The sequence below is a fragment of the Olivibacter jilunii genome, from assembly GCF_900607235.1.
Lineage (GTDB): Bacteria > Bacteroidota > Bacteroidia > Sphingobacteriales > Sphingobacteriaceae > Olivibacter > Olivibacter oleidegradans.
This window is the reverse complement of record NZ_LR027848.1, coordinates 182,152-200,149: the sequence shown is the minus strand read 5'-3', so window position 1 is coordinate 200,149 and position 17,998 is coordinate 182,152. Positions and strand designations below refer to the sequence as shown.

The window sequence follows — 17,998 nt, the reverse complement described above, 5'->3', positions numbered from 1 at the left end:
ATTAAACTTTAAGCAAGCGCCGCTTTGAGCGCTTGTTCAAATGTCAGGCATTCATGAGGAAACAAATCACGGATGTGATTGTTTTCGCACAATAAATCTTGCGTAATATTCTCGCCGAAGGCGCGCGCTGTGGATACGCTTACACCTGTCGTGAGACTGATAAAAAAAGCGGACAGACGGTTATTAAAGCTTGGTACTGAAACAATCGGCCTATTGATATGTATCTGCTTCATGTAAGCCTTCAGCATCTCTTTATAACTCAGAACGTCGGGCCCACCAATGTCGAAGCTTTGATTAAAGGCGGCAGGATTAAGCACGATAAAGCTTAGATAAGTTAACAAATCCTGCAGAGCAATCGGCTGCGCACGCATTTTTACCAAACGCTGATTGGCAAAGATAATGAAGCGCGACGACACCTTTTTCATCATTTCCATCAAGATAGACTCTTTTCCGATAATATTGCTGATCCTAACAATGGTATAAGAAATATAACTATCCGTCAAAATCTGTTGCACTTCTTTTATAAAAGGTGTACGCAAACGCGTAATATAAACAAGTTGTTGGCTATTGCTTTTTCTCGCTTGCTTAATAAAGTTGATCAACGAGAGAAGCTCGAGGTTTTTGTATTGCTCGCTCCATTCGGCAGAATCCTGACTGAGGTAAATGGCCACATCTATCTGTTCCGCAATCGTCGGTGTATAACGTTCGCGTACTAGGTCTCCACGTATAACGGATACATTCGGATGCTCTTCCGTCGTTTCCAAGAAATGCTTCTCATTCCGCACCAAGCAAGATGTTTGGTACCCTTCATCGGCAAGATGCCACGCCAATCGCTTCCCCAAATAATTGTTCAGTCCGGTAATTAGTATATTCATTTCGCAAGGCCTATGTCACGTTTATAACTACAATTATATCGTTCTTTCTGTTTAGTTTAAAATGAAATAAGTATTTCATAAGGAAAGCATTAAAAAACACCATGTTTAAACAAGGTTTGTTAACGCGGTGTAAAAGCTTGCGGAGAATCCCGCTATTTTTGTTTTATGAATTTAAAAACCAGTATATTTGAGATTAAAAGTTTCCTATATTAAGAATGAATAAAGATACAATCCTTGTTTGGTTTAGAAATGACTTACGCGTGCGTGATAATGAAATATTATGGCAGGCGCTTGCTAAGGCAGACAGGGTGGTGCCGGTATATGTTTTTGACCCCCGTCAATTTACTCCTTTAAAAAATGGAATGCATAAAACCGGTGTTATTCGTGCAAAATTTATCTTGGAAAGTGTACAGGACCTCCGACTTTCCCTGCGTTCATTGGGTGCCGACTTATTAGTCGTTTCCGGTTATCCTGAGGAAATATTGCCAACATTGGCAGAGCGATATCAGGTAAAGGAAGTATATCACCATCGCGAGGTTGCCAAGGAAGAAACGCATATCTCGACACTTGTAGAGGAAGCGTTGTGGAAGAAGCGACTTAATCTACGCCATTTTATAGGACACACGTTATATCATAAAGAAGATTTACCCTTTCCAATTAAAGATATTCCCGATGCTTTTGCAACCTTCAGAAAGAAAATAGAACGGGAAACAACTATCCGACCTTCGGTAGAAACGCCGGTGAAAATTGAGGTTCCCGATAATTTGGAAGCGAGCGAGATTCCTTCCTTGGCATCGCTCGGCTTTTCGGCTGATCTAATCGGAATAGCAGATCAATCGCCTTTTAAAGGCGGAGAAACTGAGGGATTGAGGCGTCTGGAGACTTTATTGGCAGGTGCTGATACGGCATCATTGACAGGCTCTTTTGGTTCTGAAGAAGGAACCGTCTTGTCGCCTTGGATAGCAATGGGATGTTTGTCGGTGCATACCGTGTATCATGCGGTGAAAAAATATGAGGATAAAAGCCTGCCGAAAAAACAAGCAGCAGCTATTATTACCGGCTTGTTGTGGCGCGATTACTTTCGCTTCATGTTTAAAAAGCATGGTAACAAGTTCTTTTTACAGCAAGGTTTCTCTAATGAAATACCCGCTTATGAACTGGTGGGGGACGCTTTATTCGACCGGTGGAAGCGAGGAGAGACGGGCGATCCCTTCGTCGATGCCGCCATGCACCAGCTGAATACAATAGGTTTTATATCCCATACTGCCCGGATGCTGGTAGCACATTACCTCGTAAGCAACTTAAATATCAGCCACCTGCTAGGTGCTGCCTATTTTGAAGACAAACTGGTTGATTACAACCCTGCCTCCAATTATGGCAATTGGGCACATATTGCCGGTGTTGGCAGCAGTACCAAGGATAATGGTATTCGCGATATCAAGAAGTTGCAAAATTTACTAGACGCCCAAGGCGAATATGTCAAACGCTGGGGGACCCCCCAATTGTCTTATTCGAGCTAAACATTTCCATGCTTAACTTGTTGAGAAAAAATGTGCGTCACCGTGCGGTAACTATCAAGCAAATTTTTGTGCTGACGTTATAATTAAATTTGATTTAATGTGCATTCCGTCAGATATTTTATAACTTTGTCAGCACATCGTATTATAAAGTAAATGGACAGACTTTCATATCTTAGTAACGCAGACTCAAGTTACGTAGAATCGCTCTACAAAGCGTATAAGGAAGACCCCGATTCGGTCGATTTTGGATGGCAGAAATTTTTTGAAGGATTTGAATTCGGAGAGCAGGCGGGAGGCCATGGGCAACCGGTGGAAGGCGGCGACGTTTCTGAGCATTCTCTGAAAGAAATAAGGGTATTAAATATGATTCACGGTTACCGTGACCGTGGACACTTGTTTACAAAAACTAACCCCGTTCGTGAACGGAGACCGTATTATCCGGGAAAGGAGCTGGAAACCTTCGGCTTATCGGAAGCGGATATGGACACCGTTTTTAATGCCGGAGTAGAAGTTGGCTTAGGTCCGGCTAAATTACGCGACATTCGTCAGCTTATCGAAGAAACTTATTGTCAATCGATCGGCGCTGAATTCACCTATATTCGGCATCCTGAAAAAGTGAAGTGGTTGACAGAGTATATGGAAAGTACACGCAACCAGCCAAATTTTCCTATTGAAAAGAAAAAAAGAATTCTTCAGAAACTGAATGAAGCCGTAGTTTTTGAAAACTTTTTAGGCACCAAATTTTTGGGGCAGAAACGGTTTTCGCTGGAAGGAGCTGAAACGGTCATTCCGGCGCTGGATTCTATCATTGAGAAAGGTGCTGATCTTGGTATTCAGGAATTCGTGATTGGTATGGCGCACCGCGGTCGACTCAATGTACTGGCCAATATCATGGGAAAAACCTACAAAGATATTTTCTCTGAGTTTGAAGGAAAAACCTATGCTGCACAGGGTGATGAACCCGATTTCGGAGGAGATGTAAAATATCACCTGGGTTTCTCAACGGATATCAAAACAAATACCGGCAAGGACGTCCATTTAAGTTTATGTCCAAATCCTTCCCATTTGGAAACTGTCAATCCAGTGGTAGAAGGCTTGGTGCGTTCTAAAATCGATATGAAATACGATGGGGATAAATTGAAAATTGCCCCTATTTTAATTCATGGTGATGCTGCAATTGCAGGTCAAGGTATTGTATACGAAGTGGCGCAAATGTCAAAATTAGATGGATACTCTACCGGAGGAACCATTCACCTGGTCATCAATAACCAAATCGGCTTTACCACCAATTTTAAAGATGCGCGCTCATCTACTTATTGTACAGATTTAGCAAAGGTGACCCTTTCCCCTGTCTTCCATGTAAACGGTGATGATGTGGAAGCCTTAATATTTGCAATCAATATGGCGGTGGAATATCGCCAGCGTTACCATACGGATGTTTATATCGACGTGTTATGTTACCGCCGTTATGGACATAATGAGGCAGATGAGCCTAAATTTACCCAACCGAAATTATATAAGGCGATTGCTTCACATCCAAATCCCCGCGAAATCTATAATAAAAAGCTAATGGAACAAGGCAGCGTGGATGCTAACTTGGCGAAGGAGATGGAGAAAGATTTCAAAGCCTTATTACAACAACGCTTGGATGAATCGAAAGAGGCAGAAAACCTGAGCGAGTCCAACCCAATGTTTTCCGGCGCTTGGAAAGGATTAAAGCCTGCTAAGTATGAAGATATCTTTAAGCCGGCCAATACAGCGGTTGATAAAAAGAAATTCATCGAAATCGCCAAATTAATTACGCTGCTTCCAAAGGATAAAAAATTCTTCAGCAAAACTGCAAAGTTGTTCGAAGCACGTTATAATATGATTGAAGAAGATTCGTACGACTGGGCGATGGGAGAGCTAATGGCCTATGGAACGTTATTAGCAGAGGGATCTCGAGTTCGTATTTCCGGACAGGATGTTGAACGCGGTACTTTCTCGCACCGTCATGCAGTGATTACGCTGGAAGATTCGGAAGAGGAGTATATTCCTTTAAAAGCGATTAACAAGGGCGATGTTAAGTTCGATATTTATAACTCCTTACTTTCTGAATATGGTGTGCTAGGCTTTGAGTATGGTTATGCTTTGGCAAACCCCCAATGCCTCACTATTTGGGAAGCTCAATTTGGCGACTTTTTCAATGGAGCGCAGATCATCGTTGACCAATACTTAGTAAGTGCTGAAACAAAATGGAAGCGTTCTAACGGATTGGTGATGTTATTGCCTCATGGTTATGAAGGACAAGGCCCTGAACACTCTTCAGGACGTATCGAACGTTTCTTGGAAGCTTGCGCTGAAAATAACATTCAAGTAGCCAATTGCACAACGCCCGCAAACTTTTTCCACTTACTTAGACGTCAATTGCATCGTGATTTCAGAAAACCATTAATCGTATTTACACCAAAGAGTCTGTTGAGACATCCGAAGGTGGTGAGTAAGCTGAAAGATTTTACTGAAGGTCAATTTCAGGAGATTATCGATGATAGTTACGTAAAAACAGCCGATGTAAAACGTGTGCTTTTCTGCACAGGGAAGGTTTATTTCGATTTGCTGCAAAAACAGCAAGATGATAAACGGAAGGATGTTGCTATCATACGAGTGGAGCAGCTTTATCCGACACCTACTGATAAAATACGCGCTATCCGCCAGAAATATAAGAATGCAACCAAGTTCTACTGGGTGCAAGAAGAACCGGAAAACATGGGCGCTTGGCCACACATTTGCCGTAAATATCGCAAAACAAGCGTGGAGCTGGACGTAATCTCGCGTAAAGAGAGCAGCAGTACGGCTACCGGTTATTCGAAACAACACAATGCACAACAACTGTCGTTGATCAGTCGCGCCTTCGCCGACGACAGCGCAGGAACAGAAGCAAAAAAACAAGTAAAAAAGACAACTAAAGAAGCAGCAAAAGTAGACTAACATAAAAGATTATGGCAATAGAAATAAAAGTTCCAGCCGTAGGCGAGTCGATAACGGAAGTTACCTTATCTCAATGGCTGAAAAAAGATGGCGACTATGTAGAAATGGATGAAAATTTGGCTGAATTAGAATCCGATAAAGCCACCTTTGAATTACCGGCTGAAAAGGCTGGGATACTCCGTATTATTGCTAAAGAAGGGGATACCTTGGAGATTGGTGCGGTTGTCTGCACCATTGAAGAGGCAGATGGTAAAGGCGCAAGCACAACACAAAATAATACTACACCAACGGCTACACCGGAGGCAAAACCGGCCACTCAAGATAATGGTTCAACCGGAGCTCCTGTTGAAATTAAAGTGCCGACTGTGGGCGAGTCGATCACCGAAGTGACCTTGTCGCAATGGCTGAAAAAGGACGGTGATTACGTAGAGATGGATGAAGATTTGGCGGAACTGGAATCTGATAAAGCAACTTTCGAACTGCCTGCTGAGGTAGCAGGGACTTTACAGATTGTTGCACAAGAGGGTGATACCCTTGCTATAGGTGCAGTAGTATGTAAGATTATTCCGTCTGGTAAGGGCGCTGCAGCTGCGGCCCCAAGCAGCGCGTCAGCTCCGGCTACAGCAAAAGAAGAGGAAGAAGAAAAGGAACAAAACTATGCTGCCGGAACACCTTCACCCGCTGCTGCTAAGATTTTAAAGGAAAAAGGAATTGACCCAAGTACCATTAAAGGAACCGGGAAGGACGGACGTATTACAAAAGAAGATGCCTTAAAAGCGGAGAAAAAGGCCGTTGAGCCAAAACCGGCAGCGACAGCGTCGGCTCCTAAGGCTGAACCATCGACAACAGCACCTAAAGCTGCTGCCGGTTCGAGAGATGAACGTAGGGAGAAAATGTCTTCACTCCGTAAGACGATAGCCAAGCGTTTAGTTTCTGTTAAAAATGAAACGGCGATGCTGACTACTTTCAACGAAGTGGACATGAAGCCGATCATGGATCTGCGTGCAAAGTATAAGGATAAATTCAAAGATAAATATGGTGTGGGCCTCGGCTTTATGTCATTCTTCACGAAAGCCGTAACGACGGCCTTGGCGGAGTGGCCTGCAGTAAATGCACGGATCGAGGATAACGAGATTGTATATAGCAATTTCGCGGACATCTCTATCGCGGTTTCTGCACCGAAAGGTTTAGTGGTACCGGTAATCCGTAATGCAGAGTCCATGACCCTAGACGAAATCGAAAAAGCAGTTCGCGATTTGGCCTTGAAAGCGCGGGATAACAAATTGACTATTGATGAAATGACCGGTGGTACCTTTACCATCACCAACGGTGGTGTGTTCGGATCCATGATGTCTACACCGATTATCAATGCCCCTCAATCAGCCATCCTAGGAATGCATAACATCGTGGAACGTCCGGTAGCCATTAATGGTGAGGTCGTGATTCGCCCAATGATGTATGTCGCCCTGTCTTATGACCACCGCATCGTTGACGGACGGGAATCTGTTAGTTTCTTGGTTCGGGTGAAGGAATTGTTGGAAGACCCTGCTCGTTTATTATTGGGCATTTAATAAAAAGCTTATCTTTTAAAAAGCGGTTGGAATTTATTCAACCGCTTTTTTTTGAGAATGTCTATATTAAATGATCATCAAGAACCTTTCGTTGAATTATTGGCGCAGCTTGTTTACCCGGGCAAACTATAGAAACTTGCCAAGGGTGTCATTATAGAATATGAAAAAATTAGTACTGGTTACTTTATATTGCCTTTCATTTTTTGTTTCGAGAGGACAACAGGAGTTTGAATGGCAGGTGAAGGCTTTCGGCTTTGCTGATAACCGAGAGTATTTAAATGCGAAGCTCCATTCACAGTCGATACTGGGCATGCGTTTTGCTCCCGAAGTGGGGCTTCGGCTTGATAGTACGCATCGTATCCGCTTTGGGGTCAATTTTTTACAGGAGTTTGGTGCGGAACCTTTTGGCGAAAAAGTAAATCCAATCCTTTACTATAACTACGAAAACAGGGGCTTGTCCTTTTATATTGGTGCATTTCCGCGCTCCGAACTATTGGGCGACTATCCTCGTGCCGTATTGAACGATACCTTAATGTATTACCGGCCTAATATAGAAGGGCTCTTTTTCCGTTATCGAAAGGGAAGTTTCCATCAGCAGATATGGGTTGATTGGACCAGTAGGCAAACAGCTGAAAAAAGGGAACAGTTTATGGTTGGTTTGTCCGGAAGAGCGCAAACTGGCCTGTTTTTCTTTTCACATTATTTAAGTATGCTGCATACGGCCAATACGTCTAATGGCGAGTTCCCCGTGCGGGATAATATGGTTGCTCTTTTGCAGATCGGGGCCGACTTGAGCGATCAATGGGTGCTGGATTCACTGACGATTGCGGCCGGTGGTTTAGGATCATTGGATCGTATAAGGGGAGAGTATGACACCCGTACGCCAAAAGGATTCATTGCTGACCTGCATGCCGCCTACCGATCCTGGTTTATACATAATACCTTTTATAAAGGGCAGGCACACGATATCCTATTCGGAGACCGGTTTTACACGAAAGATAGCTACGATCGATTGGATCTTGGCTGGCGACCGTTTAGAAAAGGAAATGTGGAAGGTTTCTTTATGTTCAGTTTGCACTTTACACCAGGCGAGATCAGCAACCAACAAATGATCCAGCTTCGGTATAATTTCGGAAAAGCGTTGAAGTTTAATTAGTGAAGTAGTTGTAGGGAAATAGTTGAGTAGGGAAATGGTTGATCGTAGACGTAAGATATAGGATCAGCCAATGTGATGATGGTTACGAGTAGCACTGACCCTTACTTACAACCTATAACGTAGAACTTATAACTAGTCAGGCTTGAGTTGCCAAATAACTTAATAGAGCAATGAGCAGGGGGGATTTACCTTACCCCCATACCTTACTCCTTATACCTTGCCCCTCATCCCTTATACCTTACACCCTATACCTTATACCCCACACCCCTTATAGCCTTCTAACTTTGCCTGATCCGGAGGTGGAAGCATTCACACTTTTTACATTTCCTGCATAATGGACGGAACCGGAGCCACTGATTTTGGCGTTTAATTCCTGATTGGTAAACACATAGGCATCACCTGATCCACTAATGTTAACATTCGTGCTATTAGCCGTTAATTTTGCCCCGTTAAATTTGCCCGAACCACTAATCCGGATGTCGTTACTTTCAGTCGACCCCTGAATATCAAGTTGTCCCGAACCACTGATAGCAGCAACAAAATTATCTACCTTGGCCGTACAGGATATATTGCCGGATCCACTTACTTTCACGTCAAGTGCCGGCGAAGTAATTGTACCGGACACTTCGATTTTTCCTGATCCACTCTGAGATAAGCCGGTTAACTGCTTAGCGGTGATATACACCGATACATGTCCTTTATTGATCGAAAACCAATTCAGGTTTTTTTTCATGCGGATTTTAAGTGCTCCCTGTTCTACTACGGTTTCTACATTTTGTAAGGTTTCCGGATCGCCTTCTAATTTGAGCGATTCGGTATTTCCCATTTTAATGTACACGTGGAAGCTCCCGCTGTTCTGTATGCTGTTAAAACCGCTAACATCCCGGCGCTCTTCATCGAGCTTGTTTAATAAGGTTGCATGTGCTATACCCATGCACATAAAAGGCAGTAATACTGCTAACCATCCGAGTGATCCGAATAACCTTTTCATTTAAATACTGTTTTAAGTGGTCATGAGGTTTACCAACTGCGTCCCGATAAGTGCAAAGCGGTATCCTTCATGTATCTATTGGTTTGTTTTTATCGCTTCTAATGTAGCGTGATTTTTATATAAGACGCATAAAGTCGGAAAACGTTGCATTTTTTTTATCTTTATTCGTTTAAAAACAAATTTCAAATCTTTTTATTTATACAAGATAAAGTGCCTTAACCGCTTATGTTTTAAAACAGACTGGTTTTCGTGAGCTGACTATAAAGTAAGAGTTGCAAGCATGGGCCAAAATTATATATCTTCCATGGTTTTGTAGACGTATAAAAAAGGAATGAAACCTGCATAAATTGTTATAAACAGAAGACAGTGAATAATTTATGCAAGCTTCATTGCCATTAAAAGCAAATTTATTCCAATGAAAATTAAAAAGGTAGATACTCCCGCACTCGCTAAAATTTTTCTAGAAATACCTTTGTCTTTATATGCTTCTGATAAAAACTATATACAACCGCTAAATGAAGATGTAGAAAGTGTGTTTGACCGACAAAAAAATGGCCTCTTTGCCATCGGCGATTGCTGCAGATGGGTCTTGTTTGATTCTCATGGAAAGGCAATCGGACGAATAGCGGCCTTTTTTGATACCATAAGTGCCAAAAGCTATGCGCAACCCACGGGAGGTTGTGGATTTTTTGAATGCATTAATGATCAAGAGGCTGCCTTCGCCTTGTTTGACGTCGCAAAGGAATGGTTGAAACAGCAAGGGATGGAAGCGATGGACGGTCCGATCAATTTTGGGAGTAGGGAGCGTTGGTGGGGACTGCTCGTTGACGGTTTTGTTGAACCCTGCTATTGCAGTAATTATAATCCGCCCTTTTACCAAACACTTTTTGAAGCTTATGGTTTTCAGACCTATTTCAAACAATATACCTATAGACGGTTAACAGACGGTAACATAGATGATCGATACGCGGCCAAGGCTAAACGTGTCCTGGGAATGAAGGGTTACCATTTTGATCATGTAAAGCGACACGAGTTGGATCGTGCAGCGCGACAGTTTCGAATGATTTATAATAAGGCCTGGGTGAACCATGATGGGGTAGGAAAGATGACAGAAGAGCAGGCTAACAAATTAATGAAGAATTTGAAACCGATCGTTGATCCGATCGGACTATGGTTTGCTTATTACGAAGGAGAACCTGTAGGCTTCTTTATTAGCATACCCGATGTAAACCAGCTATTAGTGAAATATGTAAAGGGGAAAATTGGGCTGCGAGGCCTGTTTGTTTTGCTTTGGAATAAATGGTTTAAGCGTTGCAAAACGCTCTTCGGTATAGTTTTCGGTATTGTGCCCGAACATCAGCGTAAAGGGGTAGAGGTGGGTTTGGTAATGGAGTCGGCCCGTGTATTTATTAACAAAAAAGCGAAAACCGGTTACGAAGAGTTACAAATGAATTGGATAGGCGATTTTAATCCCAAGATGATGAATTTGGCGCAGCAAATCGGCGCCCACATTTATAAGACGCATCACACTTATCGTTATTTATTTGATCGGACGAAGCCCTTTGAGCGACATCCTATTCTTTAATAGTTGAATCGTTAAGTGGTTAAGTGGTTAAGTAGGAAAATAGTTGGTGACGTGCTCAAACCTTATACCCTAGAGCCGATAGCTGACATCCGAAAGCTAATACCTAATTGCTAACACCTAAAAGCTTAATGTGGTACAATTTCAAGAGAAGCAAAAGGATTTTGATAAATTATTAATAAGTTTGTAATTAGCTAATAAGAAAAACAAAAAAGAAAAGAAATGAAGAAAGTATTTATCGTGCCGGCTTTAGCGGCGGCATTGTTTTTAGCAGCTTGTGGTGGAGGTGAGAATAAAAATGCTACCCACGAACATGAAGAGACGGCTGCTTCAAGTACCCCGGCAGAGACTCCGGCTGCTGCCACTGTTCCCGGTATAGAAAATGTGCAGGTAACAAGCCATATCGAGCTTCAGGCTTCTGATGACATGCGTTTCGATAAGGATTTGTTCAAAGTAAAGGCCGGAGAAAAGGTAAAACTTACGTTGAAGAATGTTGGACAACAACCGATCGAGTCAATGGGACATAACGCCGTTGTCTTAGATCAAGGTACTGACATCGCGGCCTTTGGAGGAGAAGCTTTCAAAGCGAAGGATGATGAATATATCCCTTCTACTTTTGCTTCCTCGATTATTGCCCATACGAAGCTTTTAGGTCCAGGTCAGTCAGATGAAATCGAATTTACCTTACCAAAAGCAGGTGTATACGAATTTATATGTAGTTTCCCCGGACACTGGGGAACGATGCAAGGTAAAATCGTAGCTGAATAGAACTTAATATACAGTTTAAAGGCCCTGTAAGTGTCATACTTACAGGGCTTTTTCTATGAAGCTAAGCTATTCATACAGATAAGAATGGATGATTTAAGACCGGTTTTTTAGCTACCTTGGCCTGCACCAAAGTTACTATGCAAATTATGAGAAAAGGTATATGTTGATTCTAAAAGCGCATGGTCTTGAATGAACAATCCGATAGTCAATAAAAAAGTCAAATTATCCAAGTTTTATCATTCAATTCACGCTTTTATAAGGAATTAGCGGTAAGAATTCATACCTTTGACTGTCAATTTCACTTTGTTTGCTCGTGAACAGAAATTGGCAAAATATCTGTAAATTGATAAGAAAATAAATTATATCCATGCAATACGACGTCGTAGTAATAGGCAGCGGACCCGGAGGCTATGTAGCCGCTATCCGTTGCGGTCAACTAGGGTTAAAAACAGCCATTATTGAGAAATATAGTACCTTGGGAGGTACCTGCTTGAATGTCGGATGTATACCATCCAAAGCCTTGCTCGATTCGAGTGAACACTACCACAACGCGAATAAACATTTTGCAGAACATGGTATCAATCTGAGTAACTTGAAGGTCGACCTAAAGCAAATGATCAAAAGGAAGAACGGTGTAGTGGAGCAAACAACCGGAGGAATCACCTTCCTGATGAAGAAGAATAAAGTGACGACCTATCAAGGAGTTGGTTCTTTTGTTGACAAGAATACCATCAAAATTACGAAGGATGATAAAACAACGGAAGAAATTACCACGAAGAACGTCATTATTGCAACGGGATCAAAACCGGCATCATTACCCTTTATTACCATTGACAAAAAAAGAATCATTACCTCAACAGAAGCACTTAATCTAACTGAAGTGCCAAAACATTTGGTCTTGATCGGTGGAGGGGTTATTGGCTTGGAACTGGGATCGGTATATGCACGTTTGGGTGCGAAAGTGACGGTGATCGAGTACCTCGATTCCATTATTCCTACAATGGATAAAGGCTTAGGAAAGGAATTGCAGAAATCGCTAAAAAATCTAGGTTTTGAATTCTTGTTAAGTCATAAAGTAACCGGAGCAAGTGTAAAGGGAAAAACAGTCACCGTAACTGCTGAAGATACAAAAGGAAATCCGGTAAAAGTAGAGGGCGATTACTGCTTAGTAGCCGTAGGACGTACAGCCTATACAGAAGGCTTGAATTTGGATGCCGTTGGTATTAAATTAGAAGAACGAGGTAAAAAAGTGCCGGTTAATGAGCACTTGGAAACGCCTGTTGCCGGTATATATGCAATTGGTGATGTGATTCGAGGGGCAATGCTTGCGCATAAAGCGGAGGAGGAAGGTGTTTATGTTGCTGAACTCATTGCCGGGCAAAAGCCACATATCAATTACAATCTTATTCCCGGTGTCGTATATACATGGCCGGAAGTTGCCAGCGTAGGTGCAACCGAAGAACAGTTAAAAAACGACGGTATAAAGTATAAAGCCGGGTCTTTCCCTTTCAAAGCAAGTGGGAGAGCACGCGCAAGCATGGATACCGAAGGTTTCGTTAAAGTGCTAGCCGATGCCGGTACCGATGAAATTTTAGGCGTTCATATGATCGGACCACGTGTGGCCGACATGATTGCAGAAGCAGTTGTTGGTATGGAATATCGTGCGTCAGCGGAAGATATTGCACGTATTTGCCATGCACACCCAACATTTACTGAATCATTTAAAGAAGCAGCTCTAGCAGCGACGGGAAATAGAGCAATTCATATTTAGTAAGGTAAAAGGCGTAGGGTGTAAGGTTTACGGTAAGGCTACCATCGCTTTATACCTTACACCTTATCTCTTACACCTTAACTTACTCCTTTAACACATGAATTTTCATACAAGAAAATGGGTAAAACCCGAAGATTTAAACCCAAACGGCACCCTGTTCGGCGGGACCTTGTTACGCTGGATCGACGAGGAGGCTGTGATTTATGCCATTGTGCAGTTAGGGAACTCCAAAGTTGTGACGAAATTTATTTCGGAGATTAATTTTGTGAGTTCTGCAAAGGCTGGGGATATCATTGAATTGGGTATTCAAGCTACACATTTTGGAACTACTTCAATTACGCTGACCTGTGAAGTACGGAACAAAATTACAAGAAAGAGTATCCTGACCATTGATAAATTGGTGTTTGTAAATCTTGATGATAACGGGAATCCGGTTCCTCACGGAAAGACCGAAATTACTTACGCTTTTGCCGGCGATAGACCTTAAGAAGATTTTAATATTTTCATGAATAAATTATTCGGCATCCTATGGCGATACTTCGCCTTTTGGATGCTTTTTGCTATCCTTTGTAGAGCCTTTTTTCTGGCTTATTTTCACGAACAACTCCACCTGTTACCTTGGATGGAAGTCCTGAAAATATTTGCATATGGGATGCGTATGGACGCTTCCATGGCTGCTTATATTTGTGCCATCCCCACTTTAGTGCTGATTTTGAGGGTCTGGGTTGATCGCTTGCATATTTCTCAACGTCTATCTCGCCTGTATGTATGGAGCGTAGTAATCGCTTGCTCCCTGATCAATATTATTAATTTTAATATTTACCGGGAATGGGATACATTAATATCATACAAGGCGGTCGATTTATTTTTAGATTCACCTCATTTAGCCATTGCTTCCGCCGCCTCGTCTCCTATTTTTTTATCCTCGCTCTTATTGCTGAGTTTAAGTTGTCTTGGCATTTACCTGGCTAGATGGATGAAGATTTACCAATGCACTTTTGTCGGCATAAACAAATGGTATAAAAAAACTTTCACATCGCTGGGGCTTCTATCCGTGGTTTTTCTATTAATACGTGGAGGATGGGGGCTGACACCGCTAAACCCGTCTATGGTCTATTTCGCTACCAATGCCTTCCCCAACCATGCAGCTACCAATGTATCTTGGTATTTTATTAATGATATCTTACATGCCGGCGGATTACATCGTAATCCTTATATCAGCATGAAAAATACGGAGGCCAAGCAAGCGATCGCTCCGTTACTTAAAACTACAGCAGGGCACACTACACGAATTCTAAGTCGATCAAAACCCAATGTGGTTTTAATTATCCTGGAAAGTTTTACAGCCGATCTGGTGCAATCACTTGGAGGTGAGAGGGGAGTGGCACCAGGTTTGGAAAAGCTCATTGCGGACGGTTTATTGTTTGATCACATATATGCATCAGGAGATCGGACGGATAAGGGAATGATTGCCATCTTGAGTGCTTTTCCGACCCAATCATCCAAAAGTATTATAAAGAATATCCAAAAACAGGCTGAGCTTCCTTCATTAATGAGCGATTTTAAAGAAAAGGGATACCATACTTCTTTTTATTATGGGGGAGAAAGTGAATTTTACAACTTCAAAGGCTATATGTTAAGTCATGGATGTAGGAAGATCGTCGACCAGCTCTGTTTTCCACATCGTGAAGCCCGATCGAAATGGGGAGTATTCGACCATGCGACATTCGGTAAACAGCTGCGCGGCCTCGATAAAGAAAAACAACCTTTTTTCTCTACTTTACTGACGCTGAATAATCATGAACCTTTTGACCTACCGGGTGTGCATCGTTTTGGAACGGATAATCTGCCCAATCTTTTTAGGAGTACGGCTTTTTATACCGACTCGGTTTTATGTAGTTATTTAAAACAAGCCAAAACGAAGCCTTGGTATAAAAACACGCTCTTTATTATTGTGGCCGATCATGGCCATCGTTTGCCATTGGAACAATGGGAAAGTAATTGCCCCAAGCGTTATCGTATACCTTTGTTATTGTATGGAGATGCGTTGCAACCTGCCTATCGCGGAAAGCGAATCAATAAGATAGGAAGCCAAGTTGATCTAGCGGCAACTTTATTAAACCAATTAGGCTACGACGCTAAACCGTATACATGGAGCAGAGATTTGCTGAATGACAGTACCGTTCCCTTTGCTTTTTTCAGTTGGTCTGACGGCTGGGGAGCGGTGAATGGACATTGCCGGGTGGCTTTTGATAATGTCGGAAAAGTAATGAGTTACCAGAAGAGTTTGGATTCGTGCCAACGCAGTAAAGAAGATTTGCTTCATCAAGGAAAAGCGTATATGCAAGAGGTGTATAATCAATACTTAGCTTATTAATTGAGAGGCGCAATGAGCTTTAAGTGCCGGCAGACTCTAAGTGAGACGCAGTTTACTTGATCGGATGATAGGTTAATTCATCCTGAATCATCCGGTTATTGTATTGTTGAATAAAAGCGTTTAGATAAGTTTCCATTTTTGCCAATACGATCGGTTCGTCCTTAATTAGGTTATGCTTAGTGAGTCGGTCCTCCTTTAGGTTATACAAAGCGGTACTAACCTGTCCATCGTTTAGCAAAAGGTAATCACCATGATAAAGACTAAAGGTGCCGTCATTATTATTTATGACAAAATTGTCTGTTTGCGGTGAGAAAGCATTGAATCCAAACGCAAAATAAGGTTTATCATAGTGTAGATAACTTAATACGCTGGGCATAATGTCAATCTGTTGTACAAGCTTGTCGGCTTTTCCTTTTAGGTTTCCTCCGGGATAATAAAATAGTATCGGAATAGAAAACGCACCGGGGATGGTTTGATACTCGGGGAAGTATGAAACGGTTGCATGATCAGCGCAAAGTACAAAAAGCGTTTGTTTAAACCAGGGCATCCTCGAGGCGGTTTCGAAGAATTTCCTCAATGCCATGTCCGTATAACCCATCGGTTCCTGCACTTCCAACGGCCCTCTCGGAAATTTGCCGGCATACTTGGCCGGTACTTTAAAAGGATGGTGAGAAGACAAGGAAAAAAAAGCCGTAAAAAAGGGTTGATGGAACGTATTGATGGTTTTAGCCATAAATTGCATAAAAGGTTCGTCCCAAATGCCCCAAATGCCATCGAAATCGGCATCGTTGTTATATTCGGTTTTGCCGTAATAGTGCTCGATACCTGCAAGTTTTGTATACGAGGAAAATCCCATGGAGCCGTTGGGTGCTCCGTGAAAAAAGGCCGTTTCGTAACCTTTATCGGCCAGTAATTTCGCAATGCTCGTTGTCTTGTTACCGGAATAAGCGGAAAGAACAAAGGGTTCCCGGATGGAGGGGATACCGGAAATAATCGATGGCAGTGCATCAATGGACTTTCGCCCATTAGCATATGTATGTGTAAAAGTGTAACTGTTTTCAACCAGCGAATCAATAAAAGGAGTATAACCTTTATAGGTTCCGTTGGCTAAATCTCGATTTAACGCTCCTACATGTTCCTTTCCTAAACTTTCAATAATCAAAAAAACCACATTAAGCGGTTTAAAGGCAGCTGTATCGTGTGGTAGGTGAATCGGATTATATATCCCTTGAAGCGTCGCCTCATCGTAATAATGAACCGGTTTTAAACTGACTGCTTTTAAGGTTCGTATAATTGCGAAGGGTGTATTCAGTACGATGCTCATTTGATTGGGCGACTGGACGAATTCACCGGCATTGCTTAATGTGATAGGACGTGTGCTGTGGCGCCATCCTCCGCGCATGCCCACAACCGTTAAATAAGCGAAAGCAAAAAACAAAATCGTATGACTGAGATAATACCGAGCATTTCGTTTCATTGGATTCTTCAAACGAATGCAATCGTAAAGGCGAATAAACAAATAAATCAAAAAAATAAATAGAATAAGGAGGTACCAATAGCCGAGTAAAAAATCAACCGTTAACTTCCATTTATTCTGTTCATTGATAAATTGACTGAACACAGTACCGGTAGTACGCTTGAGCGTGAACTTATAATAAGCAATATCGATTAGGTTAGCAGCAATGCCGACGCTGTTCGTAACGATAAACAACCATTTGGCTACCTTTTGATAAAGTACATGATATCGAAATGGAAAAGGTAGAACCTGGAGTAAAATGTAAAGAATATTGATGTAAAGTAAAGCCGATAGGTCGAATTTGATGCCACCCAGAAAAATACTACTGAATTGCGAGGTGCTAATGTTTGGAAATAACGACTGATTGCCTAAATAAAATCCAAGCCTCAGTAAACTGTAAAGCACCAGTAAAAATATAAACCTAGCTATCAATGCTCCGTATATGGGCATTTTAACCGATCCGACCCTCATGTTTATTGGTATAGATTTAGTTAGCTTCGGTCTTTAATCTTTTTTCTACAACAAATGGTGCAAATGGCAAGAGCGAGGCAAAGAAAAATAAAAGGACTCTTCCAAATTTCCAACTATATTCTGTCCAGCATTGAATTAGCGAAAATACATAAGCAATAAAGAGAACACCGTGTGCCCAGCCTACATATTTAACTGCGAGTGGAAAATCTGCCCAGTACTTAAGCGGCATGGCAATAAATACCAACAAGATAAAGGAAATCCCTTCCAGTAAGGCTATTTTTCGAAATCTACGGACTGTACTTTTGTTGGCTGCAGTATTTGCTGACATTATAAATATGTTAATATTTTGTTAAATGCAGCAAAGGTAGGGGATCTATCTATTGATTCTTAATTCTTTAGAAGGTTTGACTTATTTATGACGGCAGCAGTGACT

Annotated in this window: 13 protein-coding genes; 9 read left to right on the top strand and 4 right to left on the bottom strand. The window is 41.9% G+C overall.

The genetic code is table 11. From position 1 onward, the window contains the following. Positions 1-8: 8 nt before the first annotated feature. Positions 9-875, bottom strand: a complete 867-nt coding sequence (locus E0E36_RS00845; protein ID WP_130854422.1) for a Rossmann-fold NAD(P)-binding domain-containing protein — start codon at positions 873-875, stop codon at positions 9-11. Positions 876-1,090: 215 nt separating this feature from the next. Here E0E36_RS00845 and E0E36_RS00840 point away from each other — a divergent pair, with 215 nt between their 5' ends. The 4 genes from E0E36_RS00840 to E0E36_RS00825 all read left to right on the top strand — a co-directional run bounded on the left by E0E36_RS00840 (position 1,091) and on the right by E0E36_RS00825 (position 8,089). Then, a complete protein-coding gene (locus tag E0E36_RS00840) occupies positions 1,091-2,395 on the top strand; it encodes a DASH family cryptochrome (protein WP_130854421.1) in 1,305 nt (434 codons plus the stop codon). A gap of 153 nt (positions 2,396-2,548) precedes the next feature. Then, positions 2,549-5,362: a 2-oxoglutarate dehydrogenase E1 component gene (locus tag E0E36_RS00835; protein ID WP_013664970.1), complete on the top strand. Its 2,814-nt coding sequence runs from the start codon at positions 2,549-2,551 to the stop codon at positions 5,360-5,362. An 11-nt stretch (positions 5,363-5,373) separates the two neighbouring features. Then, positions 5,374-6,933, top strand: a complete 1,560-nt coding sequence (odhB, locus tag E0E36_RS00830; protein WP_130854420.1) for a 2-oxoglutarate dehydrogenase complex dihydrolipoyllysine-residue succinyltransferase — start codon at positions 5,374-5,376, stop codon at positions 6,931-6,933. 160 nt (positions 6,934-7,093) lie between these two features. Beyond that, a complete protein-coding gene (locus E0E36_RS00825; protein WP_130854419.1) occupies positions 7,094-8,089 on the top strand; it encodes a hypothetical protein in 996 nt (331 codons plus the stop codon). A gap of 268 nt (positions 8,090-8,357) precedes the next feature. Here E0E36_RS00825 and E0E36_RS00820 read toward each other — a convergent pair whose 3' ends face one another. Beyond that, entirely contained in the window at positions 8,358-9,080 is a 723-nt protein-coding gene (locus tag E0E36_RS00820) for a head GIN domain-containing protein (protein ID WP_130854418.1), read from the bottom strand. Between the two features lie 415 nt (positions 9,081-9,495). On the opposite strand from E0E36_RS00820, the gene E0E36_RS00815 reads away from it, so the two are divergent. The 5 genes from E0E36_RS00815 to E0E36_RS00795 all read left to right on the top strand — a co-directional run bounded on the left by E0E36_RS00815 (position 9,496) and on the right by E0E36_RS00795 (position 15,578). Next, entirely contained in the window at positions 9,496-10,665 is a 1,170-nt protein-coding gene (locus tag E0E36_RS00815; RefSeq protein WP_130854417.1) for a hypothetical protein, read from the top strand. Positions 10,666-10,884: 219 nt separating this feature from the next. Then, a complete protein-coding gene (locus E0E36_RS00810; protein WP_013664975.1) occupies positions 10,885-11,430 on the top strand; it encodes a plastocyanin/azurin family copper-binding protein in 546 nt (181 codons plus the stop codon). A gap of 367 nt (positions 11,431-11,797) precedes the next feature. Beyond that, positions 11,798-13,201 carry a dihydrolipoyl dehydrogenase gene (gene lpdA / locus E0E36_RS00805; RefSeq protein WP_013664976.1) on the top strand — a complete coding sequence of 468 codons (1,404 nt, stop codon included), beginning with the start codon at positions 11,798-11,800 and terminating at the stop codon, positions 13,199-13,201. A gap of 97 nt (positions 13,202-13,298) precedes the next feature. Continuing rightward, positions 13,299-13,688 carry an acyl-CoA thioesterase gene (locus E0E36_RS00800; RefSeq protein WP_013664977.1) on the top strand — a complete coding sequence of 130 codons (390 nt, stop codon included), beginning with the start codon at positions 13,299-13,301 and terminating at the stop codon, positions 13,686-13,688. A gap of 18 nt (positions 13,689-13,706) precedes the next feature. Then, a complete protein-coding gene (locus E0E36_RS00795) occupies positions 13,707-15,578 on the top strand; it encodes an LTA synthase family protein (protein WP_130854416.1) in 1,872 nt (623 codons plus the stop codon). A 52-nt stretch (positions 15,579-15,630) separates the two neighbouring features. Here E0E36_RS00795 and E0E36_RS00790 read toward each other — a convergent pair whose 3' ends face one another. Further along, positions 15,631-17,565, bottom strand: a complete 1,935-nt coding sequence (locus E0E36_RS00790; protein ID WP_130854415.1) for an LTA synthase family protein — start codon at positions 17,563-17,565, stop codon at positions 15,631-15,633. A gap of 16 nt (positions 17,566-17,581) precedes the next feature. Next, a complete protein-coding gene (locus E0E36_RS00785) occupies positions 17,582-17,893 on the bottom strand; it encodes a DUF3817 domain-containing protein (RefSeq protein WP_130854414.1) in 312 nt (103 codons plus the stop codon). Positions 17,894-17,998 lie beyond the last annotated feature (105 nt).